Genomic DNA, 24228 nt, shown 5'->3' with positions numbered 1-24228 from the left:
CGGAAACCGGCGCAGAAAAAGCGCGCCAGTGAGCAACCGATTAACCGGGACGCGAATCCCGATCAGCGTCGGTTGAGATGCTGCTCGATCTCGCGAAGGAGAGAGTTCGCTTCGCGCTCTCCTTCGGGTCGCAGACCGGTCGTGGGAGCAGGGCCGTTGCCGGAGGGAAACGGCGTCGTCGGGAAGAGCTCCCGAAGTCCTCCCAGAGTCCCCTGCTCCGCCGGCGCGGGAATCGTGCTGCCGGGCGGATCGTTCGACGAGAAGAACCCGCCGTCGGAGAAGAGTCCGCCGCCGCTCGTCGTTCCGCCGGAACTCGGAAAGCCGGAACTGGGAATGCCGCCGGCATCGGCGACGAGTTGATCGCGAAGCTTCTGGAGCACGCCGTGGACTTCCTCCGGCACGGCGATGGGGATGTTGTCGATTCCCTGCACGATGGCCTGGCCGGAATAGGACGTGGCGATCTGCTTCTTCTGCGAATCGCCCAGCAGGGTGATCGCGAAGAAGGTGATCAGAACGCAGATCAGCGCCCCCTTCACGGCGCCGAGCAGGGCGCCCGCATGCCGGTCGAACTCGGAGAGCTTCACCTGTTCGATGAAGCCCTTCACGAACCGGAATCCGATCCAGACCACCATCATGGTGCCCAGGTAGAGCAACAGCATGGCCATGAAGGTGTTCCAGGGGGGATCGGCCTGGATCTTGGACGCCACGACGTCGCGAAAGTTGTAGGCGACGAAGTACGACAGCACGATCGAGCCGACCGAGGCCACCTGCCAGGCGAGCCCTTTCCAGAAGCCGAGGAGCGCCGCCGCGGCGAGCACCACGATCATGATCAGGTCGTAGATCTGCACCTGCATCGGCGCGGAACTCCGTCGGAGTAAGTCAGCTTCGTCGCGGGACGAGTCTCTTAAGCCGTTCGTTCCCGCGACGTCAGTCTTGGGCGTTCCCGCTTCCGGAATAGCCGGAGGCGACGGCGCGGAAATATACGTCTCCGGTCGGGAATCGGCCAACGGCAGTTTCCGGGCCGGGAATGCCGCACGGAAACATTCCTCTTGGCGAAAGAGCAGGGCGTCTCGTAATAAGTTTTTCGCCCTGCGCGTGTTCGGCGCGGCGAGCGACGGCGGACCTTCCGCTGCGAACTCAGGATCGACGGGTCGCCGACGACCGAGAAACATGGCCGGTTTCAAGACCCACATCACCGTCAGCACGACCTGCGGCGTCGGCCTCGCCGGGGCGGGTTTCGCTTTCGGCATGCATCCGGCCACGTGCATCGTGACCGGGACGCTTTGTTCGGTCGCGGGAATGCTGCCCGATATCGACAGCGACTCGGGCGTTCCGTTGCGGGAGACGATTTCGTTCGGCGCGGCGATCGTGCCGATGATGTTCGTCGATCGCCTGCAGGCGCTGCACTGGTCGACGGAGTCGATCGCGCTGGCCTCCATCTGCCTCTACGCATTCGTGCGCTTCGGCGTCGCCGAGATCATCAAGCGCTATACGGTCCATCGCGGGATGTGGCATAGCTTCCCGGCGGCGGCCATCTGCGGCGTCGCGTCGTTCATGATCGTCTCGGGCGAGACGATCGACATCCGGCTGTTCAAGACCGCCGGCGTGGTCGTCGGGTTCATGTCGCACCTGATCGTGGACGAGATCTGGAGCGTCAACGTCGGCATCGGCGGCGTGAAGGTGAAGAAGTCCTTCGGCACGGCGCTGAAGTTTTTCGGTCCGAAACCGCTGGCGAATCTCAGCGTCTACGGAAAGCTGGCGCTGCTGGCGTTTCTATTGCCCAACGACCCGATGGTCCTGGAACAGTTAGGCGTCGAACGCGAAGACCTGCCGAGAGTGGCTCAGAAAGTGTACGACTCCCTCGATCGGAAGCCCGGCTCGCTGCTCGATCGCGCGATCGAGCGAACGAGTCCCTCCGCCGAACGCGTGCGCTCCATGCTCGCACAGCCGGCGCCTGCCACGCTGCCGTCGAACGGGGAGCGCTCAGGAGTCGTCAATCCGTCGCCGTTCTCGCAGCCGTCCGTTGAGCGAACGGTATCGATCCCGTCGCCGGCGCCTCCGTCGATGTCTTCGCCATCGTCGTCGCCGTCATCGACCTTCACGTGGCAGCCGTATCGTCCGGTCGAGCCCCAGCCGAATCCCGCGCCGTCGTTCTTCTCGCCGCCCCCGATGCAGCCGTCGTCGTCCGGGCTCTCGACCATTCCGACGAGCGGCCTGCGGGAATCGCCGTCGAGCGCTGCCCTGCCCTCGCCCGGCGCTCCGTTCTATCCGCGGTGAAACGCTGCGGAAGCGAGAATCGCCGCAGCGCCTGCTCCTGCCGCGTAAGATGAAACACACGGGTCGTGGAGCGATCTTGCTCGGCCCGGTTCTTCTCGGCGCCTCGCCCGGAGTCTGCGCAGTGAATCGTTTTCGACCCGGCCTGGCGGCGATGGCGTATGCGATCTGCTGCAGCCTCGCCGGCGGTCTCACAGCGTACGGACAACCGCCCCCTTCGCCGGAGATGCTGCGACAGCTCGAACAGATCGAGCGCAGCTTTCTGTACTTCCCGCGAAAGTACGGCGAGGAGACGGTCGCGGAGTTCGCCGAGGGCGGCGGCGTCCGGATCGACTATCGGACCGAACAGGGCGCGCAGACCGCGTGGTGGGTTCCCCAGCAGAAGGGCGAGTCGCCCGAACGCGTCTGGATCTTCTGCGGCGGGAACGGAACGCTGGCGCTCGACTTCGATCCGCTGGTCCGTGCCCTGCCCTTGCCTTCGGACGCGTATCTACTGGTCGACTACCCCGGGTACGGCGCGTGCGAAGGCTCGCCCAGCCCGAGCGCCATTCGCGAGAACGTGAAGCGGTCGCTTCAGGCCGCCGAGAAGGCGACCGGCCTGGACGTCACGACCGAGCCGTCGAAGCTCCGCGCGTTCGGGCACTCGCTGGGAGCCGCCGCCGCGCTGATGGCAGTCGAGGAATGGGACATCCCGGGCGTCGTCTGCTATGCGCCGTTCACCAGCACGCCTGATATGGCGCGGACGAAGTTCCTGGTATCGAAGGACATCCCGATTCAGCACGTCTTCGACAACCGCGTCGGACTTAAGGCGCTCGCGGCGAACAAGGGTCGCGCCTGGATCCTGCACGGCGACGCCGACAACGTGATCCCCGTCCAGATGAGCCGGACGCTTGCCGAAGAGTTCCAGGAAGCCGTCGATCTGACCGTCATCGCCGGCGGCGATCACGGCAACCTCTTCGCGCTGCATCAGGACCTGTTCCTGAAGGCGCTGACGGCGGCGAGGAAGTAGACGGCATCGATTTCAAAGTCCCCTGCTCTGCCCTGCTCTGCCCTGCTCTGCCCTGCTCTGCCTGGGGCTCAGAACTCCTTCTTCGTATCGATCAGGATCGTCACCGGTCCGTCGTTGACGAGATGGACCTGCATGTGGGCACGGAACTGTCCTAGCGCGATCGGGATCTTGAAGCGGGCGGCTTCTTCGACGAAGCGTTCGTAGAGCTTCTTCCCCAGTTCCGGCGCCGCGGCGGTGGCGAAGCTGGGGCGGCGACCCTTGCGGCAGTCGCCCAGCAGGGTGAACTGGCTCACCGCCAGCAGTCCGCCGCCCGTATCGAGCAGCGAGCGGTTCATCTTCCCTTCGTCGTCTTCGAAGATGCGCAGGTGGACCACCTTATCCGCCAGCGCGATCGCGTCCGCCGGCTCGTCGCCTTCCGCGACGCCGATCAGGACCAGGGTCCCCTGCCCTACCCTGCCGACCTCGCGCCCTTCGACGGTGACGTGTGCCGAGAGGACGCGTTGAACGACGGCTCGCATAGAACAGGTCTCTAGAACAGACTCAAGATGCACCGCTCAGAGCGCGGCGACGTTGGTCGGCGAAATCTTTCCGAGTGCCACTGCTGGCTTGTCCAGCAGTGCAGCGTGCGGCGGTGCGTTCGCCGATCTCAGACGTCGTATCCCGAAGGAAAGCCGTCGATATCCGAACGGCGAATCCGTGATGGATCTTCTTGCAATGTCGAAGTCGTTGCCGGGGCCCTGCACTGCTGGGCAAGCCAGCAGTGGCACACGATCGACGATAAGCCCCGAGATGAGAGTGCGTAGGCCATCCGCCCCCTCGACTCGGCCGCAGCGCGTCAGCGAACGCCGGACTCGGGCCTGCCGGCGGTGAGTTCGCCCGGCACGACGTCGGCGCCAGGCTGCGGCAGCGGACGGGATCCTTCGGGGAAGTGCTTGCCCCGGAACGACTCGGTCCGATCGACGTAGGGCTGGCCCTGCGGGTCGAAATTGAAGAGGGCGTCGTCGATCATCGACGGTTCGCGGACTTCGAACAGATCGTACTGCAGCAGCGTCCGGCTCGGGCTCTGCGGATGGGACGTCTCCTGCCGCGTGAACTCGATGCGGTGGGGAAACAGGCGGAGCCGATCGCTTCGCCGAAGATAGAGCCGCGCGCCGGTCGGACTCCGCTCCGGAAGAGCGCCGAGGGCGACCACCTTCTTCGCACGCAGCGACTCGGCGATCGCCGGATAGCGGGCTTCCAGGCGTTCGGGCTTCCAGAGCCCTTCGACCACCCAGACCGGTTCGCCGTCCAGAGTGTCCTGCCGGGGCGATCCGAAGGCGAAGGCCTCGTTCATCGCGAAGAGGAGCCGCGACAGGCCTCCTTCGGCGATCTGGATGCCGGGATCGACCGTCGCGTTGACGGAGAGTTCCTTGCGGAGCCGTTGGAGGCGCAGGCGTTCGAGCGTTTCCTTTTCCGGGAGGCGCTTCCTGACCCAGACGACGTCGCCGTCGCTGACCTGCAGAAACTCCGCCCGCAGGTTCTCGCCTACGCTCAGGTCGAGTTCCAATCGAATCCGACGCCGATCGCCGATCGTGGATTGGGCGTAGCTGCCGGCGCCGACGGCGGAGAGGCCGCTCATGTCCGTACGACAGCGAACGGCACACTGGAGGTGCGGAACGGTCCGGAGGAGCACCGCCGAGCGTTCGACGTATTCGGCGCCCTCCCCTGCCCCGCCGACCACTGCCGGCGGACGCTCGAAAGGCGAAGCGGGGGGCGGCGTCAGCGGCTTTCCGGGGTTGATCTCGGGGACGGTCGAGCCGCCCGACGGAGCCTGAGCGAGGGCCCGTTCTTCGAGGAGAAACGGCGCCGTGACGGCGATCGCGACCGCGGAGAGCGTCGCTGCGAGGACCGATCGTCGAAAACCCATGGCCGGATGCGCCGTTTTTGCCGAAGAATTCCTTTGTGCCGAACCGATCACCTAATTCAGGAACGCCCTGCGCGAGGTATCCCCTCGGCGCCGGGGAAAGTCGGCGACTTTTCCTGGCGGTGCAGTCGGTCCGAATCGGCGGGCGGCATCTTAGGGAGCGCCGCCGAGAAGCGTCCAGTCGAGTTTCGACCGGGACGGTTCGAAGCAAAGGGCGAACAGCCGCAGGGAGGCGGCGTCTCAGCCGACAGGCGGGACGTTCGCGGGCGGATAACAAACTCGGGGGGGATCCTCATGCGAATCGGTCGATCGTTCTACCTCTGCGTCGCGGCTGCGGCCGCCGCCGGCGTCTGTCAGATCGCCGTCGCGCAGCCTCACTTCCGTCGGGGAGGCGACCCGCACGCGCATAATCTGCCGCCTGCGAGCCGCCTGATGGAACCGGGTCCTGGCGTCGGCGGTCCCGGACCGGGCGTCATTCCTCCGGCTCCGATGTACGGACCGATGATGGGCGCGCCTGCGGCCACGGCCCAGGTCTACTTCGCCGATCCGGAGCAGATGGAAGTCCGCTTCGACGTGACCGCGCCCGGTCGCTTCGACTCGGTGCCGCTGGTCACGCCGGCCCGTATGGACTTCACCCAGGGCGGCATCTATCGACTCAAGCTGACGAACATCCCGGGTCCGGGTTACGTCGGCGTCGAACTCTACCCGACGATCGAGATCGGACCGGCGACGCCTCGCACGGCGACGTTCCTCGATCACGGCGCCATCCCGGTGCAGTTCACCGCGGAAGACTTCGACCAGGCGCTGACCGGCAACTTCGTGACGAAGGTCATCTACCTGCCGGATCCCGACTTCCAGGAACTGGCGCTCGCCGGCGTCGATACGCTGGTCAGCACTCGCCTCGATCCGGGCGTCGACCCGATCGTGGAAGCGGACCGTCGCGGTTCGATCCTGGCCATCATTCGCCTCGGCAACAAGGACCTCGAAGGTCCGGTCGGCGCCATGGCGGGCGGCGGCATGGCGGGAATCGCTCCTGCCGGATATGAAGGGGCTGCCTCGTTCGATCCGTCGATGGGCGGCGGTTATCCGCAGGGCGGCGGTTACCCGCAGGGGTACGCTGGCGCCGCTGGCGCTTACTGCCCGCCCGGAGCTGCCGGAGGATACGGTCCTCCCATGGGCGCCATGGCGGGTCATCCGGGCTTCGGCGCCGGTCCGCAGTACGGCATGCCCTACACGGGAACGCCGATCGGACTGCCCGGTCCGCCCCACATTCCGCTCGGGGTGCCCGCCGGTCTGCAGCGTCACTCGATCCATAACCACACGCCGCATCACATCCCGGGCCCCTCGCCCTCGATCAAGATGCACGTCAAGCAGACTCCTGGTCTGAGCTACCCGAACCCGGCGGACCGCGTCTACGTGCATGAGAAGACGCATCGCCCGAACCTGAAGTTCAACCAGCCGCAGACCGACATGGTCCATGTCTACGGCAACTCCGCCTTCCCCGGCGCCTACTCGGGCGGCGAGATCGGCGGCGAGACGGTGGTCGACGGCGAGTACTGCCCGCCCGAGACGGTCGCCCCCGGCGTCATCGCGACCCCGTAAGCGAACCGCGAACGAATCTCAGGACAGAGACGCGGGCAAGTCCCGCGTTTTCTTCAAGCCACGCAACATCCGGGACGATCAGGCGAGTGCCGCCTGATCGTTTTTCGTACCGGGACCGCGTATCGCGAGATCGCGCATGACCTCGAAACCGCGACCCCAGTTCGGAACGACGCCCCAGAGCGTCGTCGCGAGTCTGCGGACTGCCGCCCAGGCGACGTTCGCCGCTGCCCTGCTCTGCGGGGCGGCGACGCCGGCGCTGGCCCAAGGCGGCGTGCATTATCGACACGACACCGAGCTGCCGCCCGGCGCCATCGGTCGCGAGCAACTTGCCCGCGGCGGTCCCATGGCGGGTTACTGGCAACCGGTCGAGATCGTGCTGCCCGACGGCGGATCGGTCTCGTTCGAGGTCGACGGTCAGTTCTCGCCTCCCCAGGCCGGCTCGGCGAAGGTCGCGATGCAGATCGGCTACGCCTATCGGCTGCGGGTGACCGGGATTCCGCTTCGTCCGGGCGAAGAGCTCTATCCGACGATCGAACTGACGAGCCGGCTCTACCCGCCCGCAGGTCAGGAATGGAACTTTCCCGTTCCGATCCACCTGACGGTCGAAGAACTGGACCTCGCGCTCGAAGGGAGCTTCGTCACGCGGGTCGTCTATCTGGAAGATCCTAACCAGGCGCTGCCGGTCCAGGATCGTCACGACTTCCAACGTTACTTCGAAATCGCCCCGACGCAGGAACCGCTGGAAACGGCCGACCGACTGGGGCGTCCGATGGCGGTGCTTCGGATCGGTTCGCGGATGCCGCCGGTCGATCCCAGGGCGCAGATGCCGGGCATGCTTTCGCCGCCGATCTGGATGCCGCCGCGCGAGGTGACGCATCCGACGGTACCGCAGGCTGCCGATCCGAATCTCGATCTCCGGCGCTATCCCCTGCCCTTCGCTCCCTGACGATTGCAGGCGCAGACGCGCCGACAGGAAGAGGCATGACTCGAGTCTTCCCGATCGTTCTTGAACGACGAATGGCATCTGCTAGCGTGCGACGCTTGACCTGGTCCGGCATCGCCGCGACCTGCGCCGCGGGAGCGCTGGCGCTGTCGGGCTGTCATCTCAGCGAGTCCTCGCGCACGACGACGATCGGTTCCGTCGCGGAGGCGGCCCCGCCGTCGCTCTCGGCGGAAGAGTTCGGGTCGACGCCCTCCCCTGCCCCGCCGCTCGCCGCGCAGGAGACTCCGCCTGCGGGCTCCGTCGCGACGGACATTCCCGCGCCGCCGTTCCCTGTCGGCACGAAGTCTTCGCCGGCAGAGACGAACGTCGCGAAGCAGCCGGTCGCGGAGATGCCCGTGGCGAACGAATCCTCCGTGGCGCCCGTTCTGACCGAAGCGGCTCCGGCGACTGCGCCGCAACCGGCGACGATTCAGACGGTCCAGCATCTGGAATCGGGCGACGCGCCGGTCGCGGTCATCGGCGAACCGCCCGCCCTGCCGCCGAGCCATTCGGCCGATCATGGCCCGCCGATCATGACGCCGTGGGGCGAGGTCTGCCCGCACTGCCAGCCGGTCACTGCCGCGATCTGGAAGCGCAAGGCGGAAGAGGCGGCCGCGGCGCGGAACGGTTTCGCAGGAGCGCAGGTTCCGCAGGCTCCTTCGATGGCGCCCTACACCGCGGGGCCGCAGCCTTACGCGGGCTGGCGTCCGGACGGACTGCCCGCCCCCTGGCCGCTCGACGAGTGGATCTTCGACGGCGGCGACGCTGACCTGCCCGCGGTGGTCGATCCCGACTGGCGCGTGCGCGGTCTCGATATCGAGGACGCCGTCGGCCACTTCGACACGCTCGACGGAGAAACCCGCGTCAGCCCCAGCAATCGCGTAGCGATTTACGCTCCCCGATTCGCGGCCGTGCGACAGACTCGCGGCGTCGTCTCATCGCAGTCGCGAGATTATCTGGCCGGCATGATCGACGCCTCGCGCATTCAGGGCCAGACCGAGCATGCCCCGGTCACGACTGCGATCCAGCCGCTCCAGCCGCAGACCGAACTCGGCCAGCGGAACCCGATCTCGCTGCTCGAACGTCAGGCGATCCGTCGGCTCGACGGCGCGCGCCTGCTGGCCCGGTTCGTCGATACGTTGCAGCTTTACGAGGACTTCCACCTGACCCGCACGGGCGAATTCCTGGCGGGCGAGAAGCCGCGGCTGGCCAAGAGCATGGACGCGGCCATGACCTGGACCGACCGCAAGGCCGTGCAGGTGCTCGTGGACGAAGACGTCCCGCTGGTCGAACGAAGCGTGACGGAGCCCGCCGAGGCGATCATTTACGAACGTCAGGGCAAGCCGCAGATCCGCGTCGTGAAGATGGCGTCGAAGGGCGCCGCTCAGCCCGGCGACGAGGTTGAATTCACCCTGCGTTACGACAACGTGGGCGAGCAACTGGTCGGCAACGTCACCATCCTCGACAACCTGACGACCCGCCTGGAATACATCGACGGGACCGCCCAGTCGAGCCGCGAGGCGGAGTTCTTCGTCGAGGCGAACGAAGCCAACTCGCTCGTCCTGCGGTGGGAGATCGTCGATCCGCTCCCCGTCGGTCAGGGCGGCATCGTCCGCTTCCGGGCCCGCGTGCGGTAGATCGACTTCCTGGCGAGCGGAGGGCGTGAGCCCTCCGTGGCTTTCGAAACGTCTTAGTCTTGGCGGAACACGCGGAGGGCTGACACCCTCCGCTCGCCTTGGCGGCACGACGATAGCACGTCCCAAGTCGGTGACTTGCAAGGTATGATGACGACGCGCGGCTCGACCGCTTTCGTTCGTACTCCCCTGCCCTGCCCTCCGTGCTGCTGCTCCGCGATCTGAATCGGCTTCCGACGGCGGCTCGCGGCGGAGCCGTCTCGATCGGCAACTTCGACGGCGTCCATCGCGGGCATGCGAAGCTCGTGGAACGCCTCCGCCGTCGCGCGGACGAAGTCGGCGGACCTGCCGTCGTCTTCACGTTCGATCCCCATCCGGCGACGCTGCTCCGTCCCGATCGGGCGCCGACGCCGCTAACCTGGATGGAGCGCCGGGCCGATCTGCTCGCCAGGGCAGGCGCCGACGTGCTGCTCGCCTGTCCGACGACGCACGACCTCCTGGCGCTCTCGCCGCGCGAGTTCTTCGATCGGGCGATCGCCGGCGCCCTCGGCGCCAGGGCGCTGATCGAGGGGCCGAACTTCTACTTCGGCAAGGATCGCGCCGGCGACGTCAAGACGCTCCGCTCGCTCTGCGACGAGCGCGGCATCGCCCTCGAAATCCTCGACGCCGCGGTCAGCGAAGGGGAGACGATCTCCAGCAGTCGCATCCGACGGTTGCTTTCCGCCGGGGCGGTCGGCGAGGCGGCGGCGCTCCTGACCGAACCCTATCGCATTCGCGGACGGGTCGTTTCCGGCGAACGACGCGGACGGAATCTCGGCTTTCCGACCGCGAATCTGGACGACGTCGATACGCTGATCCCGGGCGACGGAATCTATGCCGGCAGATTCGTCTGGCCCGGGGGCGAACGGGCCACGGCGATTCATGTCGGGCCGAACGTCACCTTCGGCGAGAACGTCCGCAAGATCGAGTGCCACCTGCTCGACTTCAGCGGCGATCTGTACGGCACGCCGGCGGAGGTGACGTTTCTCGCGAGGCTGCGCGACGTGCAGCCCTTTCCTTCGGCGGAACGCCTGATCGAGGCCCTGCATGCCGACGTCGCGCGGACTCGCGAAATCGTTACATTGACGAGCGCCGACGCACAGCCGCGATCGACCCACTAGATCGAAGCGGCGATGCTCCTGTCGTTGACTCGTGTGCCATGGCTGGCTTGTCCAGCCGTGCGTTCCGCGGTCTCCATTCAGCACGGCTGGGCAAGCCAGCCGTGGCACACGGACGCCCTGAAGCCCCGTCGAACAACCTGGCGCCCAGCACTTTTACCGGCGACAAAAAATCGATCGCTGGATCCGCGACCTGCACGATTCGCCCGCACTAGAACGATTCGCCCATGGCCATCGATTGGCACGCCTTCGAAGAAGTCCTGCGAGGCGCCCATCGCTTCATCATCACGAGCCACTCTCGCCCCGATTGCGACGCGCTGGGGAGCGAACTCGCGATGGACGCCTGGCTCAGGCGTCTCGGCAAACAGACGCTGATCTGCAATTCCGATCCGACGCCGGCGAACCTGCGGTTCATCGATCCGGAGAACCGCATTCAGTCGCTGCCGGTCGACGTCGAGCCCTACCGGCTGACCGATCACTTCGGCGTCGGCCCCTTCGACGTGCTGCTGATCGTCGACACCAGCAGTTGGAACCAGATCGGGCGGATGGCGGAGTACGTGCGGGAGACCGATATCCGCGTCGCGGTGCTCGACCATCATCAGACCGAAGACACGCTCGGCCATGACGTCTTCAAGGACGCGACGGTCGAAGCGACCGGGCGCCTGATCATGGACGGTCTCGCCGCGACCGGAACGCCCCTCTATCCCGAGATGGCGACGCCGCTCTTCGCCGCGATCGCGACCGATACGGGCTGGTTCCGCTATCCCTCGGTCAACGAAGGGACCTACCGCGCGGCGGCCAAACTGATCGAAGCGGGGGCGGAACCCTACTACATCTACCGCACGCTGTTCGAGCAGGAATCGATCGCGGGGCTGAAGCTGCAAGGCCGCGCGCTCGACCGGCTGACGTTCGAAAAGGAGGGTCGCCTCGCGCACTCCTATCTGCTGCGGAGCGACTACGTCGAGCTGTCGGCGACGCCCAACGACGCCGACAACCTGGTCAACCAGCCGCTGCGGACGCCCCACGTGCAGGTCGCGGTATTCTTTTCCGAACTGCCTGACAACTCCTTCAAGGTAAGCCTCCGGTCGCGCGGATCGTTCGATTGTTCGCGGCTGGCGGAGTTGCTCGGCGGAGGCGGACATCAGAACGCGGCAGGCATCCGGCTGGAGGGCGACCTGGCGAGCGTTCGGAAGCTGGCGCTTGACTCCGTTCGAGCCGCTATGGAGGATTGATGGTGTCGGACCTGCCCTTCCCGGTCGATCCGTCGCCCGCCCACTACCCCGCCTCGCATCCGCTCGTCGTTTCGATCGTGGAACGGCGTCGATCGCTCGCCCTTCGCTCTTCAGCTTCGCGCCTGCGATTCTGCGCGAGCGCGGCGGGAGCGCCCTGTCGCGGCAAGTTTCTTCCATCGCTGACGGTCGCGTCGTCCATCTTTGAGTCGCCGCAGGAGGTTCGAACTCGATGATCCGAAAGGAAACGGACACGCGCCCGGAGCCCGTCGTCGCCGAATCGTCGTCCGCCGAGACCGGTCCTGCGCCGCGCCGGACGTTCCTGGCGTCGCTGGCGACGATGGTTCTCGCCGTCGTTGCGCTGGGGACGCCGCTGGTCGCCGGACTGGCGATGTTCCTCGATCCGCTGATTCGGCGCTCGAAGGGGGGCGGCGGCGAAGGAGGCGAGGGCAAGTTCACGCGGATCACGACGCTCGACGCGCTGCCGCTCGACGGATCGCCGGTTCAGTTCGCGATCATGGAAGACAAGGTCGACGCCTGGAATCGCGAGCCGAACCAGCCGGTCGGATCGATCTTCCTGAGGCGGCTCGCCGATCAGGTTCTCGCGTTCAACGCGGTCTGTCCTCACGCGGGCTGCTACGTCGGGTTCTCCGTCGCCCGGGCGGTCTTTCGCTGCCCCTGCCATAACAGTTCGTTCGAACTCGACGGGGCGAAGATCGAAACGCCGGAGATGGCGAACCCGAGTCCCCGACCGCTCGACGCGCTCGCCGTCGAGTATCGGCTGCCGGGAGTCGAGAAGCCGATCGACGAGAAGACCGCCGCCCAGTCGGCGTCGTCCGTCGAGGTGTGGGTTCGCTTTCAGAATTACAAGGCAGGGACGGCGCAGAAGATCGCCGACTGAGTCGTCGCCATCGCGCGCGGCCGGGGCGAACGGAACGGAACGATCGGAGCATCGATGAACTTTCGACCGGTGTCGCAGTATTTCGAATCGCGGGCAGGCCTGTCGACGGCCTGGCAGCGCTTCGTCAATCTTCGCGTGCCGGCGAAGTTCCGTGCGCGGTACGTCACGACGTCGATGATCCTCTTCGGCTTTCTGGTCGAAGCGATCACCGGCATCTTCCTCTGGACCGCCTACAGTCCGAGCGCCCAGACCGCGTGGGAGAGCGTCTATTACATCCAGCACGAGATGTTCCTCGGCTGGCTGGTCCGCGGCGTCCACCACTACATGACCGACGTGCTGATCGTCGTCATGGTCCTGGACTTCGTCGTGCTGATCCTGACCGGCGCGTACCGTCCGCCGCGGGAACTGCGCTACTGGCTGACGCTGGTCTCGATGTTCGTGCTCGTGGCGACGGCGCTCGCGGGTTATCTGCTGGTCTGGGATCAGCAGAACTACTGGTCGAGCAACGTTCGCACCCACCTGATGACGCTCGCGCCGGGCGGAACGGATCTCCAGGCGATCGTCATCGGCGGAGCGGAGTATGGCCATCACACGCTCACCCGTTTTTTCGCCGTCCATGCCGGAATCCTGCCGATCCTGTACATCGTTTTGACCGGGATTCGCGCCTGGGCCGCCTACCGCCAGGACGTGACGCGTCAGAGCGAAACCAGGCAGCACGAGGCGACCATCTATTACTGGCCCCATCAGCCGCTCGCGGCGCTGGTGGGCTGCCTGGCGATGCTGGCCGTGACGCTGGCGCTGACGATTCACTTCGACGCGTCGGTGCTGGCCGACCCGATGACGAAGGGACCGCTCGCCGGCGCCGATCTCAAGCCGCCGGCCGATCCGTCGCTGCAGTATCCTGCCGCGCGCCCCGAGTGGTACTTCCTCTACCTGTTTCAGCTACTGAAGTTCTTCCCCGGCGAGAGCGAGTTCATCGGCGCGATCGTCATCCCGACGCTGGTCACGGCGTTCATCCTGCTCGCCCCGCTGTGGGGCCGCTGGAAGATCGGCCACTGGGCCAACATCGCCGGCTTCGCGGCTCTCGGCGTGGCGATGGTCCTGCTCAGTCGCATGGCGCTGCAGGAAGACGCGAAGAACGAGGACTATCACGCCGCCGTGGCGCAGGCCGACGCCGACGCTCTGCGGATGCGCGACCTGATTCAGCGCCGCGTCGCGCTGGAATCGGGCGAGCTTTCCCAGCAGGGCCTGATCTCGCGAGAGGGCGCCGCGATCCTGCTCCGCCGCGATCCGCTCGGCCAGGGACCGGAACTGTTCGGGAAGCACTGCGCGAGCTGCCATACCCATTACGACCCCGCGACGCCCGATGCGGACGCGACGGACGAACCGACGTTCGTTCGCACGATCGACGGGCCTCTCGACGAAGCGGGACGTCCGAAACAGGATGCCGGACTGGGCGGACCCAATCTGTATCGCTTCGGCAGTCGGGCGTGGATTCGCGGCCTGCTGGATCCCGCGCTGATCGCGAAGGAGGAGTTCGTCGCTCTGCCGCCTGTGAAGGACGGCGAGGAACTCGTGAGTTCGCCTGTCCGGATCGACGCCCCCTACTTCGGCTCCACCGCCCACAAGAACAGCCGCATGGCGACGTGGGTGCGGGAACATATCGCTCCGGTCGGCGCCGAGGTCGATACCGACTCGCCGATGCTGATCAACGAACAGGTCGACGCCATCGCGGCCGCGCTTTCGGCAGAGGCAGGGCTGGCCTATCAACGCGACGCAGACGCCGCAGACAAGGCGCAGATCGAAGAGGGGCGTCGTCTGATCAAGTCGACCTGCGCGACGCACTGCCACAAGTTTCACGAGGCGGGGCATATCGGCCTGGGGCCCGATCTCACCGGCTACGGCTCCTACGAATGGCTCGTCGGCATGATCGCCGACCCCTCGCATCCGCGGTTCTACGGAGCGGGCAACGACCGCATGCCGGCCTTCGCGGCAGACCTCGATAAGCCGCATAACAACGCCCTGCGGTGGGACGAGGTCGCGACGCTGGCCGACTGGCTCCGCCGGGATTTCTATCGCCCCGAAGACGAGCGGCCCGTCGATTCTTCGTCGCCGCAGCAGGCGCTCGCCGCGGCCACGTCGGCGCTCGCATCGGTCGAACGCCTTCCCCGCGTCGAGGACTTCGCCGATCCGCTGGCGGGCCAGGTCGCCCGGGCGGAGGCGCTGTTCGAGCGGAACTGCTCCGCCTGTCACGCCTTCACCGACGAAGCGGGCCAGGGAATCGCGGCCAAGGTCGTTTCCGCGCCGAATCTGCACGGCTTCGCCTCGCGGGCGTGGCTGGCCGACTTCCTGATGCCCGAGCAGATGCAGAGCGCCCGGTTCTTCGGAAAAACGGCCCACGCACAGGGCGAGATGGTCGACTTCTCCGAGTCGTCCTTCGCCGACATGGATGACGAAACGAATGCGGCCTACGACGCGGTCGTCATCGCCCTCAGCGCCGAGGCGAAGCTTGCTTCGCAGGCCGATCTCGACGCCGAAGCGGAAGAGGCCGGCTCGATCGAAGAGGGGCGGACGGCGCTCGTCGAGTTCTCCTTCGGCGGCGGCTCGTGCATCGACTGCCACAAGTTCGGCGACGACGGCGACGTCGGAACCGGCGCGCCCGATCTGACCGGCTACGGGTCGCTCGACTGGCTGAAGCGCTTCGTCGCGAACCCGGCGGCGGAAGAGTTCTACGGCGCCGGCAACGACCGCATGCCCGCCTTCCGCCGGGAGGATCACCCCGACCTGAGCCTGCTCTCCGAGACCGATCTGGAACTGCTGCTCAAGTGGATGCGCGGAGAGCTGGCAGCGCCTGCTGAAACGGCTCCTGCGGAGGCCGCCCCTGCGGAAACGAGCGAACCGGCTGCGGAGTAGTTGCGTAGAAAGTAGCGGTCTCCTCTCCTCATGGTGTGCCATGCCCACGCTGCTTCGCGACTTCGACGCTGTGCGACGTGGGCATGGCACACGGGACATTCGTCGCCCCGCCGAAACGGCTCAAGTTCGACGAGTCGTGGGACGATAGGAGCGGACGAATCGTCGATCCGCCTCGGGGCGGGTCGGCGCTCGGTTTCCGCGGCCTCTCGGTTTCGTCATGCCGATCGACCCTCAGCGCTTTCCCGTTTCGGATCGACCGAGGGTCGAAGTTCGCCGTCGGGCGCAGCGTCCCGCCTCGTCGCGAACGGTCGCTACACGATCGGCCGCAACTCCGGTCGCCGCTGCCAAGGTTACAGAGGCTTCCGAATCAGATGCCTTCGACCTTCCGACGATCCTGCCGATCGTCTTTCCGAAGGTGAAATCCGCCGCGGAACGCACGCCTGCTCCCGCCCCCGTCGAAGAGCCGTCGCCGCCGGAGCCCCCTGCCCCGGTCGACGTCCGAGCGACGCTGCTCGGCCCGTCGGAGATGGCCGTGAAGGAGGTTCCGACGCTCCGTTACGACGCGGAGGAACTGGCGCCGATGCTAGAAGAGATGGCCGTTCGCAAGGTCCTGCTCGAGCAGACGCTCGTGCGGATGCGGCAGGCGCTCGACGAAGAAGGGGAAGAGATCGAACGCGAAGCCGCCGCCATCGCCGCCGAACCGACGACGCCGGTCGAAGCCGCTTCCGCGACGGCCGCTTCGTCAGCGAACGTGACCGCGAAGCCCGCGGCGCTGGGCGCCTTCTTCTGGCTCGGAACGACCGTCGCGACGGCGCTGATCGGCTGGGGCCTGTTGTGGCTCCTTCGCGGCGTCCTGTTCGACCCGGCGCTGCTGCGCACCGGCGGCGTCATCGCCCTGTTCGGCTTCGTCGCCCTGTCGTCGAACGCGGTGCTCCACCTCGACGCCCTGCTTCCTCGGAAGGCCCGCGCGGCGGTTTGAGCGACGGGGCAGCTATCTCAGCCGTTTCGCTATCTTCACGGCTTGTGTGCCACGGCTGGCTTGTCCAGCCGTGTTGCATCGTCGTACGCCTCAGCGTCAAGCGCCGCGCGCTCGGCGAAAGGCGATTCGGATAGCGGCATCGTCCAGGGGCTCGGCACGGCTGGACAAGCCAGCCGTGGCACACGGATCTGCTCGTCGCGTCCGTCGATCGACGCTCGGCCGCCCTACTTCACCGCCTGGACGATCTCGCTGACGACGTCGTCGATCTTCACGCGGCGTTGTTCCAGCGTGTCGCGGTCGCGGATGGTGACTGTCTTGTCGGATAGCGTCTGGCCGTCGATGGTGACGCAGTAGGGCGTGCCTGCTTCGTCCTGGCGGCGATAGCGACGACCGACGGCGCCCTTGTCGTCGTAGAAGACGTTCAGTTCCTTCTTCAGCGCGCGGTAGACGTCGGTCGCGATCTCCGGCATGCCGTCCTTGTTCACCAGCGGGAAGATGGCTGCCTTCACCGGCGCGAGTCGCGGGTGAAATCGCATGACGACGCGCTCCTGCATCTCGCCCTTGTCGTCGGGCGCCTGATCGACGGAGTAGGCCTCGCACAGGAAGGCCAGCGTCGCCCGGTCGGCGCCTGCGGAGGGTTCGATCACGTGCGGGATGTACCGCTCGCCCGTCAGGTCGTCGCGGTAGCTCAGATCCTTGCCGCTCCCCTTCCACTTCGGCTTGCCGTCGGCGCCCTTCTCGACTTCGAGCGGGTTCGTGTTCGGGTCGAGCTTCCCTTCCATGTGGCTGCGGAGGTCGAAGTCGCCGCGATGGGCGATCCCTTCGAGTTCGCCGTAGTCGCCGGCGGGCAGGAAGGGGAACGCGTACTCAATATCCGCCGTGCCGCGGGAGTAATGCGATAGCTCGTCGTGGTCGTGATCGCGCAGGCGGAGCTTGTCGCTGTTCAGGCCCAGGTCGAGATACCACTGGAAGCGGCGGTTCCGCCAGTAGCGATACCACTCCTCCGACTGGTTCGGATGGCAGAAGAACTCGATCTCCATCTGCTCGAACTCGCGCGAGCGGAATGTGAAGTTCCGCGGCGTGATCTCGTTGCGGAACGACTTGCCGATCTGACAGATGCCCAGCGGCAGTCGATACCGCGAGCTGTCGAGGACGTTCTTGAAGTTGACGAAGATCCCCTGCGCCGTCTCGGGACGCAGGAACGCCGCGTCCGCTTCGCTGCCGAGCGCGCCGACGATCGTCTTGAACATCAGGTTGAATTCGCGAGGCTCGGTCAGCGTGCCGAGTTCCTTCGCGTCGGGACCGAGCACCTTCGGGAAGTTCGCGACGCCGACCTTGTCGAGCGAGACGATGTCTCCCTCATAAGAGAGTTCGTCCGCGTTCTTCGCGCGGAGCTTGAACCGCTTCAGCGCCTTCTGCTGGATGTCGCTCTCTTCTTCTTCGGTGACCGCCTGCGTGCAGACGAAGATGGTCTCCTCGCGATGCTTGACCCAGCGACCGCGGACCTGGTCGTAGCGATATCGCTTCTTCGTTTCGCGGCAGTCGACCATGTGGTCGTGGAACAGGTCGTAGTGCCCGGAGACCTTCCAGACCTGCGGATGCATGATGATCGCGCAGTCGAGGCCGGTCATCGCGAACTCGCCAGGCGCGTTCGGCGGCACCGCCGTGACGTCGTGGCCGACGATCATGTCCCGCCACCAGGCTTCCTTCACGTTCCGCTTCAGTTCCACGCCGAGCGGTCCGTAATCCCAGAAGCCCTGGAAGCCGCCGTAGATGTCGCTCGACTGAAAGAGGAAGCCGCGGCGCTTGGCGAGCGAAACGAGCTCGTTCATCTCCATGACGAATGGCTTTCTGCGTATCGAACGGATCGGCGGAAGCGAGCTTGCAGGCTCGTGTAGCGTCAGCCCTGGGCGAGCGGAGGGCGTAAGCCCTCCGTGGGTCGCTGGATACCTGCTTCCCGAGGAATGACGCTCTCAAGGAAAGGAGTAGTTTACCGGAGGGGTCGAATTGCGGGAGAGCGGGGGGCGAACGCGGGTTCGGGGCGAAGCGGCGACGTCGGCGCCTTCCGACTAGAATGCGTGACGCTTCTCCCGCATCCGCACGCCTTCGACGCGACGAGACCGAGGTTTTGGCCGAAACGGAAGACGAGCGCGACGATTTCGCCCTGATGGCGGCGATCGGAGAACAGGACGTCGCCGCGTTGACGACCCTGTTTCGCCGTCATGGCGGCATCGTCTTCGCCGTCTGCGTGCGGATTCTCGACGACCGGCAGGAGGCGGAAGACGTTCTGCTGGAGGTTTTCTGGGAGGCGTGGGGAAAATCGGACCGATACCATCCGTCGCGTGCGGCGCCCCGTAATTATCTGACGCTCCTGGCGAGAAGCCGGGCGATCGACCGCAAACGGCGTCGCGACGCCCACGGCGGTCGCCCGCATGCGGGCGGGGGCTCGGATCGACTCGGGTCGGCGTCCCTCGTTCCGACGGCGGAGCGACCGGACGACGCGGCGGAGCGTGACGAACGCCGCAAGGCGATCGCAGGAGCCATGGCCGGACTGGAAGAGAGCCAGCGCATCGCGATCGACCTGGCTTTTTTCGAAGGATTGACGCACCGCGAGATCGCGGAGCGCCTGGAAACGCCGCTGGGAACGATCAAGACTCGCATACGGACCGGATTGGCTCGACTACGGGACGCCTTACAACGCGCGTTCGGAGAGCAGGAAGAAACTTGAACTGCGAACAGGCGGAAGGGATCATCGCCGCGGCAGCTCTTGGCGCTGCCGACGAGTTCGAACTTCGCGAGTTGCAGAAGCATCTCGCGACGGGATGCGTCGTTTGCGCGGGCCGCATGGCGGAGATGGAGGCGGTCGTCGCGCAGCTTGCGGATCTCCTCCCGGTCGAGCCGCTGCCGCCGTCGGCGCTTCCGCGACTGATGGCCGGCCTGCCTGCGTCTTCGGTTTCGCTCGCGCCCCGTCCTCTCGCCGAGTCTCCCCGAGGACGCCGGAAAGCGATCCGCTTCGCACTGGTCGCCGGACTGGCATGCATCGTCCTGCTGGTCGTCGCGGCGGGAGCGTCGCAGGGGCTGGTCTATCGCTATCGGGCGCTGGAGAGCGACGCTCAGCTCGCGAAGCTGACCGCGGAGCACGAGCGATTCCGCCCTGCCCTGGATGCGATCCGGACGCGCGAGGCGCGCTGGTTCGATCTGAAACCGACCGCAGCCGGCGATCAGCTCTCCTGGGGTCGCGTGCTATGGGACGACCACCGCGATCGCTGGGTCCTGTTCGCCAGTGGACTGCATCGCGCAGCGGAAGGAAGCAGCTATCGCCTCTGGGCCGTCGGGGAAGACCAGCGAACGGTCTCGCTCGGATCGTTCGATCCCGATGCACACGGTCTGGCGACGTTCGACGCCGAACTCCCGGCGGGCGATATCGCGTGGGCGTCGGCGATGGTGACCGAGGAGCCGATCGGCGAATCTTCCGCGCCCACCGGTCCCATTTTGCTCGCCGGGGCGGTCCGCTGACCGCCCCGTCCGGTCTCTCCGCGTCCGCGCGACGCTGCTGCGGCCTCGCTTGAGCCGCACGATCCTGATTCTCGCGATTGTCGGAATCCGGATCGGAAGCGCGTGCGTAGGTATCGGCATGCTGCCGTTCGAGGCGAGGCCGGCTTCGGATTCTTCGACAGCTATTTCTATAGCGACGGATCCGTGGCCTCGAAATCGCTCGGCAGAGCCGCCGTCATCATTCGGCTTCGTCCGAGCAAGTCAACGAAAGGACCCACCATGTCGTTCAGCGCGAGATCGCTTCTTTTAGGGACCGGACTGGTCGCGTTCGCGACGCTGTCCCTTCCCGCGTCGCTGGTTCGGGGAGCGGACCATCTCGATTCGCCTTCGGTCGAAGCGGACGGGCGACTCGATATCAACGATCTCTACGTCTTTCAGTCGTCCAGGAATCCGAACCGGACCGTCTTCGTTATGACGGTCAACCCGGCCGCGGGCGTTCTGAGCCCGACTTCGTTCAACACGGCCGGCGTCTATGAGTTCAACGTCGATCGCGATCTGGACGCGGTCGCCGACCTGACCTTTTCGATCACGTTCGCGAAGGGTCGCGGCGAAGAGCAGATCGTCACGATTCGCAGCAGCGACGGGGGCGAACTCGGATCCGGTCCCGCGGGCAGGAACGTCTCGCTCCAGGGGGGCGGCAAGCTCCGCGCTGACGTCTTCGACGATCCGTTCTTCTTCGATCTAAACGGCTTCAACGACGGTCTGAACTTCACCGGCGACGATTTCTTCGAGGGCTTCCTCACCTCGGCGATCATTCTGGAAGTGCCCACCTCCTCGCTCGGCGCGACGCAGTTCGGCCTGTGGGCCCGCACGACGATTCGCGGTCGGCAGTTCGATCGCATGGGACGTCCCGCGATCACGACCGCCCTGCTCGACGCGGACGCGAACAAGAACGCCTTCAACGCGGGCGATCCGCAGAACGACTTCGCCCGCTTCGGCGACGTCATGACGAACAAGATCGCGACGTACAACGGCGGTAACCGCCCGCTCGCGAACGATCTCGCCAACCTGTTGCTGCCGGACCTGTTGACGTACGACGCCGACGTGCCGGCGGCCTTCCCGAACGGTCGAGCCCTGTCGGACGACGTGATCGACGTCGAACTGACGTTGCTCTCCAACGGCGGCCTGACGACCGACGGCGTCGACGCGAATGATCGCAGCTTCCCGAGAGACTTCCCCTACCTGGCGAAGACGCGGGAACGATTCATCGATCGCCGTCCCCTGGCGGACCAGCTCACGACGCTGCCGCGTCAAGCGTTTCTCTCGGTGGACGCCGCGTATCAGGCCGATACGTCGAACCCGTTCGCCGCCTACGCGAGCGCCTACGCGTACTACGCCTATCTCTACGCGCTCGAGGCGGAGAAGGTCCAGGTTCGGTACTTCACCGGACAGGACGTGGCGCAGTACGCCAATCTGCGGCAGACGGCCGCGGAGCTCGAATACTTCGCGTACTTCTTCATCGAGTTCAACGTCAATCAACCATCCGGCGGAACGGCGCCCGGAGCGGCTCAGGCGAGCGCCGACGCTCTCGCCGCGTATCGCGTTCAAGTCCGGGATCTGCGGAGCCTGACCGGCGGCGGCGACTGATCGTCCGCTCGCGATCTCGCTCTCGCGCTCTCTGAAGCTTCGAACCCGAACATCTGAGGATGACTCCCATGCATCGAACCATTATTCTTCGCGCCGCGACGGCGCTGGCGATCGTCGCCGGCGCGGCAGGCGTCTCGACAGCCTCGGCGGAACGATTGAAGGCTCTCTCGTCGGTCACGTTCGTGCCCGTGCTGATCGAAATCGACTCGGAAGCTACCGAGCCGCTGGTCCGGATTCAGAAGATTCTCGGCGTCGGCGAGGGGCAGCTTCTGATGGGCCTCGATCTCCGGCCCGCGACCGGCGAGCTCTATGCGATCGGCGTCGAGGGACGCGTCGCGCAGCTCTACCTGCTGGAAGACGACGGCGGCCCCTCCATCCAGGCGACTGCCGTCGGTCCGGAATTCAACGGCCTGCGGAATCCGCGCGGTACGGAGTTCGGGATGGACTTCAATCCGACGATCGATCGGATTCGGCTCGTGTCCACCGCGGATCAGAATATCGTCTTCAATCCGAACGACGGGACGACCACCCTGGCGACGGACCTGTTCTATGCCGACGGCGACCGGAACCAGAACGCGAATCCGGCGGTCGCTCACATCGCGTACGACAATAACGTGGACGGAGCGACCGCGACGCTGCAGCGCGGGATCGACGTCGACCTCGACTCGGTCGTCACCGTCGCCAACAACGCGGGCACGCTCGAGACGATCGGGCGGCTCGGCGTCGACGCATCCGCCGTGGGCGGGTTCGACGTCTCCGCGACGGGAACCGCCTTCGCGGTTCTGACCGTCGACGGCGGGCAGCGCATCTATCGCATCAACCAGAACTCGGGAGCTGCGATCGAACTCGGCGTCCCGGCGCTCGGGTTCTTCCCGCTCTCGGGCCTGACGGTCATGCCGTAAGATTCCGCCGCACTTCTCGCGAACTTCATTTGCGCCCTGGTCGCGATCGCGGCCTTGGCGCTGCTTCTAGTGCGTGTCGCACTCACATGTAGCGTTCCCGGCGATCTGAATCGCTGCGTATTCAACGCACAGGCCGCTGCAGTTTCGCGAGACGCGATTTATTTCTCTCGGAGCGCCTCGATGATCTTCGGAATCCGGCAGCGCGGCCTCGCGACCTGCCTGCTCTGCTCCGCGTTCGCGGCGAACGTCGGTTCGCCTTCGATCGCCCGCTCTGACGAACCGTCGCCGGCCGGCGCGGATCCGACCGTCGAAGCGAAGCAGACCGCCGACGACGATGACGAAGGGTCGTCGGAAGAGCCGGAGACGCGATTCGCTCCGAAGAGCGGCTTGCTGCCGACGGCGACTTCGATCGCCATGTTCGAGCGTCGCGTGGCTGCCAGCGCGGGCGATACGGCCAGCCGGATCACGCTCGGCCAGCTCTACCTGCGCCAGGCACGCGAGGACGACGATTTCTCCGCCTACGAGCGCGCGGAGGCGTTGTTCCGCGAAACGCTCGAACGCGATCCGAAGTCGCGCGCGGCTCGGCTGTTTCTCTCCGAAGCTCTTCAGGCGCAGCACCGATTCGCCGAAGCGCTCGACGCGATTGAGGTCGACTTGAAAGAAACGCCGGAAGATCCGAAGACGCTCGCCGTCGCGGGCGACGCGCTGCTCGAACTCGGACGCTATGACGAAGCGGCCGATGCGTACGGGAAGCTGGCGGAGCAGAGCCAGGCGCCGGCGGTTCTCGCGAGGACGGCCCATCTGGCCGAGATGCGAGGCCAGACCGATGCAGCGGTCGCCGCGATCGAAGAAGCCGTCCGTCGCGAGGTCGAGGAAGGCCGGCCCGCCGATAGTGTCGCGTGGTATCGCTGGCGGCTCGGTTCGATTCTCTCGAAAGCAGGCCGCAAAGACGCAGCGGCCGAACAATTCCTCCTGGCGCTGGAACTGTCGCCCGGCGACGCGCAGGCGATGGCGGGGCTCGCCGCCGTGCGGGCAGCACAAGGTCGCACCGACGAAGCGGTCGAACTGTACGAGCAGGCGGTCGGAATTCTGCCGGCCCCGCCGCTGGTGGTTCAGTACGGCGATCTTCTGAAGCGCCTCGGTCGCGAAGCCGACGCGGCGGAGGTCTACGCCGAACTGGACGCGTCGATCGACGAAGAGGCCGCCAGCAGCGCCGGGAAAGCCCATCGTCGCGAAGCCTCGCGCATCTATTCCGCGCGCGGCGTCCGCAGCGAACAGGCGCTGGAGTTCGCCCGGTATGACGCCGAGACCCGGCAGGACGTCTACGCCCACGACACGCTCGCGTGGGCGCTCTACCGCAACGGGAAGTTCGACGTAGCCCAGCAGGCGATCGCGCAAGCGCTCGAGCCCGGCACGCAGGACCCGCTGCTCTTCTTTCACGCGGGCATGATCGCATTCCAGCGCAAGGACTTCGCTCGCGCCGAAGAACTGCTCGCCCGGGCGCTGAAGATCGATCCCGCGTTCGCGCCGCTCGAAGCGGTCGAGGCGAAAGCGACGCTGGAGAAGATGCGAGCCGTCGCCGCCGATTGAATGGGCCTCGC

The 24228-nt window shown here is 66.3% G+C and carries 19 protein-coding genes; 15 read left to right on the top strand and 4 right to left on the bottom strand.

Going from position 1 to position 24228, the window contains the following annotated elements; genetic code table 11:
* Nucleotides 1-62 precede the first annotated feature (62 nt).
* Entirely contained in the window at nt 63-1007 is a 945-nt protein-coding gene (locus SH602x_RS21750) for a CvpA family protein (RefSeq protein ID WP_479474284.1), read from the bottom strand.
* A gap of 163 nt (nt 1008-1170) precedes the next feature.
* Here SH602x_RS21750 and SH602x_RS21745 point away from each other — a divergent pair, with 163 nt between their 5' ends.
* The gene (locus SH602x_RS21745; RefSeq protein ID WP_479474283.1) at nt 1171-2277 is read left to right on the top strand and encodes a metal-dependent hydrolase; all 1107 of its coding nucleotides are present in this window, start codon (nt 1171-1173) and stop codon (nt 2275-2277) included.
* Between the two features lie 121 nt (nt 2278-2398).
* Nucleotides 2399-3283 carry an alpha/beta hydrolase gene (locus SH602x_RS21740; protein WP_479474282.1) on the top strand — a complete coding sequence of 295 codons (885 nt, stop codon included), beginning with the start codon at nt 2399-2401 and terminating at the stop codon, nt 3281-3283.
* A gap of 68 nt (nt 3284-3351) precedes the next feature.
* Here SH602x_RS21740 and dtd read toward each other — a convergent pair whose 3' ends face one another.
* Together dtd and SH602x_RS21730 are read right to left on the bottom strand one after the other, a co-directional pair.
* Nucleotides 3352-3801 carry a D-aminoacyl-tRNA deacylase gene (gene dtd / locus SH602x_RS21735; protein WP_479474281.1) on the bottom strand — a complete coding sequence of 150 codons (450 nt, stop codon included), beginning with the start codon at nt 3799-3801 and terminating at the stop codon, nt 3352-3354.
* A 317-nt stretch (nt 3802-4118) separates the two neighbouring features.
* On the bottom strand, nt 4119-5189 hold the full coding sequence (locus tag SH602x_RS21730) for a hypothetical protein (protein ID WP_479474280.1): 1071 nt from the start codon (nt 5187-5189) through the stop codon (nt 4119-4121).
* Between the two features lie 291 nt (nt 5190-5480).
* Here SH602x_RS21730 and SH602x_RS21725 point away from each other — a divergent pair, with 291 nt between their 5' ends.
* The 8 genes from SH602x_RS21725 to SH602x_RS21690 all read left to right on the top strand — a co-directional run bounded on the left by SH602x_RS21725 (nt 5481) and on the right by SH602x_RS21690 (nt 16583).
* Nucleotides 5481-6788 carry a hypothetical protein gene (locus SH602x_RS21725; protein ID WP_479474279.1) on the top strand — a complete coding sequence of 436 codons (1308 nt, stop codon included), beginning with the start codon at nt 5481-5483 and terminating at the stop codon, nt 6786-6788.
* Between the two features lie 136 nt (nt 6789-6924).
* Entirely contained in the window at nt 6925-7734 is an 810-nt protein-coding gene (locus SH602x_RS21720; RefSeq protein ID WP_479474278.1) for a hypothetical protein, read from the top strand.
* 86 nt (nt 7735-7820) lie between these two features.
* On the top strand, nt 7821-9407 hold the full coding sequence (locus tag SH602x_RS21715) for a hypothetical protein (protein ID WP_479474277.1): 1587 nt from the start codon (nt 7821-7823) through the stop codon (nt 9405-9407).
* 200 nt (nt 9408-9607) lie between these two features.
* Nucleotides 9608-10564 (top strand): bifunctional riboflavin kinase/FAD synthetase, encoded by a 957-nt coding sequence (locus tag SH602x_RS21710; protein WP_479474276.1) that lies wholly within the window; start codon nt 9608-9610, stop codon nt 10562-10564.
* 224 nt (nt 10565-10788) lie between these two features.
* On the top strand, nt 10789-11793 hold the full coding sequence (locus SH602x_RS21705) for a DHH family phosphoesterase (RefSeq protein ID WP_479474275.1): 1005 nt from the start codon (nt 10789-10791) through the stop codon (nt 11791-11793).
* Between the two features lie 229 nt (nt 11794-12022).
* Nucleotides 12023-12691 carry a QcrA and Rieske domain-containing protein gene (locus tag SH602x_RS21700; RefSeq protein WP_479474274.1) on the top strand — a complete coding sequence of 223 codons (669 nt, stop codon included), beginning with the start codon at nt 12023-12025 and terminating at the stop codon, nt 12689-12691.
* A 54-nt stretch (nt 12692-12745) separates the two neighbouring features.
* Nucleotides 12746-15604, top strand: coding sequence for a cytochrome b N-terminal domain-containing protein (locus tag SH602x_RS21695; RefSeq protein WP_479474273.1), 2859 nt, complete (start codon nt 12746-12748; stop codon nt 15602-15604).
* Nucleotides 15605-16019: 415 nt separating this feature from the next.
* Entirely contained in the window at nt 16020-16583 is a 564-nt protein-coding gene (locus SH602x_RS21690; RefSeq protein ID WP_479474272.1) for a hypothetical protein, read from the top strand.
* A gap of 224 nt (nt 16584-16807) precedes the next feature.
* Here the strand turns inward: SH602x_RS21690 and SH602x_RS21685 are convergent, their stop codons facing one another.
* Nucleotides 16808-18415, bottom strand: coding sequence for a glycine--tRNA ligase (locus tag SH602x_RS21685; protein WP_479477129.1), 1608 nt, complete (start codon nt 18413-18415; stop codon nt 16808-16810).
* Nucleotides 18416-18711: 296 nt separating this feature from the next.
* On the opposite strand from SH602x_RS21685, the gene SH602x_RS21680 reads away from it, so the two are divergent.
* The 5 genes from SH602x_RS21680 to SH602x_RS21660 all read left to right on the top strand — a co-directional run bounded on the left by SH602x_RS21680 (nt 18712) and on the right by SH602x_RS21660 (nt 24217).
* A complete protein-coding gene (locus SH602x_RS21680) occupies nt 18712-19311 on the top strand; it encodes a sigma-70 family RNA polymerase sigma factor (RefSeq protein ID WP_479474271.1) in 600 nt (199 codons plus the stop codon).
* Entirely contained in the window at nt 19308-20099 is a 792-nt protein-coding gene (locus tag SH602x_RS21675; protein ID WP_479474270.1) for an anti-sigma factor domain-containing protein, read from the top strand. The genes SH602x_RS21680 and SH602x_RS21675 overlap by 4 nt, the downstream gene beginning before the upstream one ends.
* Nucleotides 20100-20357: 258 nt before the next feature.
* Nucleotides 20358-21725, top strand: a complete 1368-nt coding sequence (locus SH602x_RS21670; RefSeq protein WP_479474269.1) for a DUF4331 family protein — start codon at nt 20358-20360, stop codon at nt 21723-21725.
* 68 nt (nt 21726-21793) lie between these two features.
* The gene (locus tag SH602x_RS21665) at nt 21794-22627 is read left to right on the top strand and encodes a DUF4394 domain-containing protein (RefSeq protein ID WP_479474268.1); all 834 of its coding nucleotides are present in this window, start codon (nt 21794-21796) and stop codon (nt 22625-22627) included.
* A gap of 180 nt (nt 22628-22807) precedes the next feature.
* Nucleotides 22808-24217 carry a tetratricopeptide repeat protein gene (locus SH602x_RS21660; protein WP_479474267.1) on the top strand — a complete coding sequence of 470 codons (1410 nt, stop codon included), beginning with the start codon at nt 22808-22810 and terminating at the stop codon, nt 24215-24217.
* Nucleotides 24218-24228 lie beyond the last annotated feature (11 nt).

The sequence above is a fragment of the Lignipirellula cremea genome (assembly GCF_056501455.1).
The sequence above is the reverse complement of the archived record's forward strand: the minus strand, read 5'-3'. Positions and strand labels throughout refer to the sequence as shown.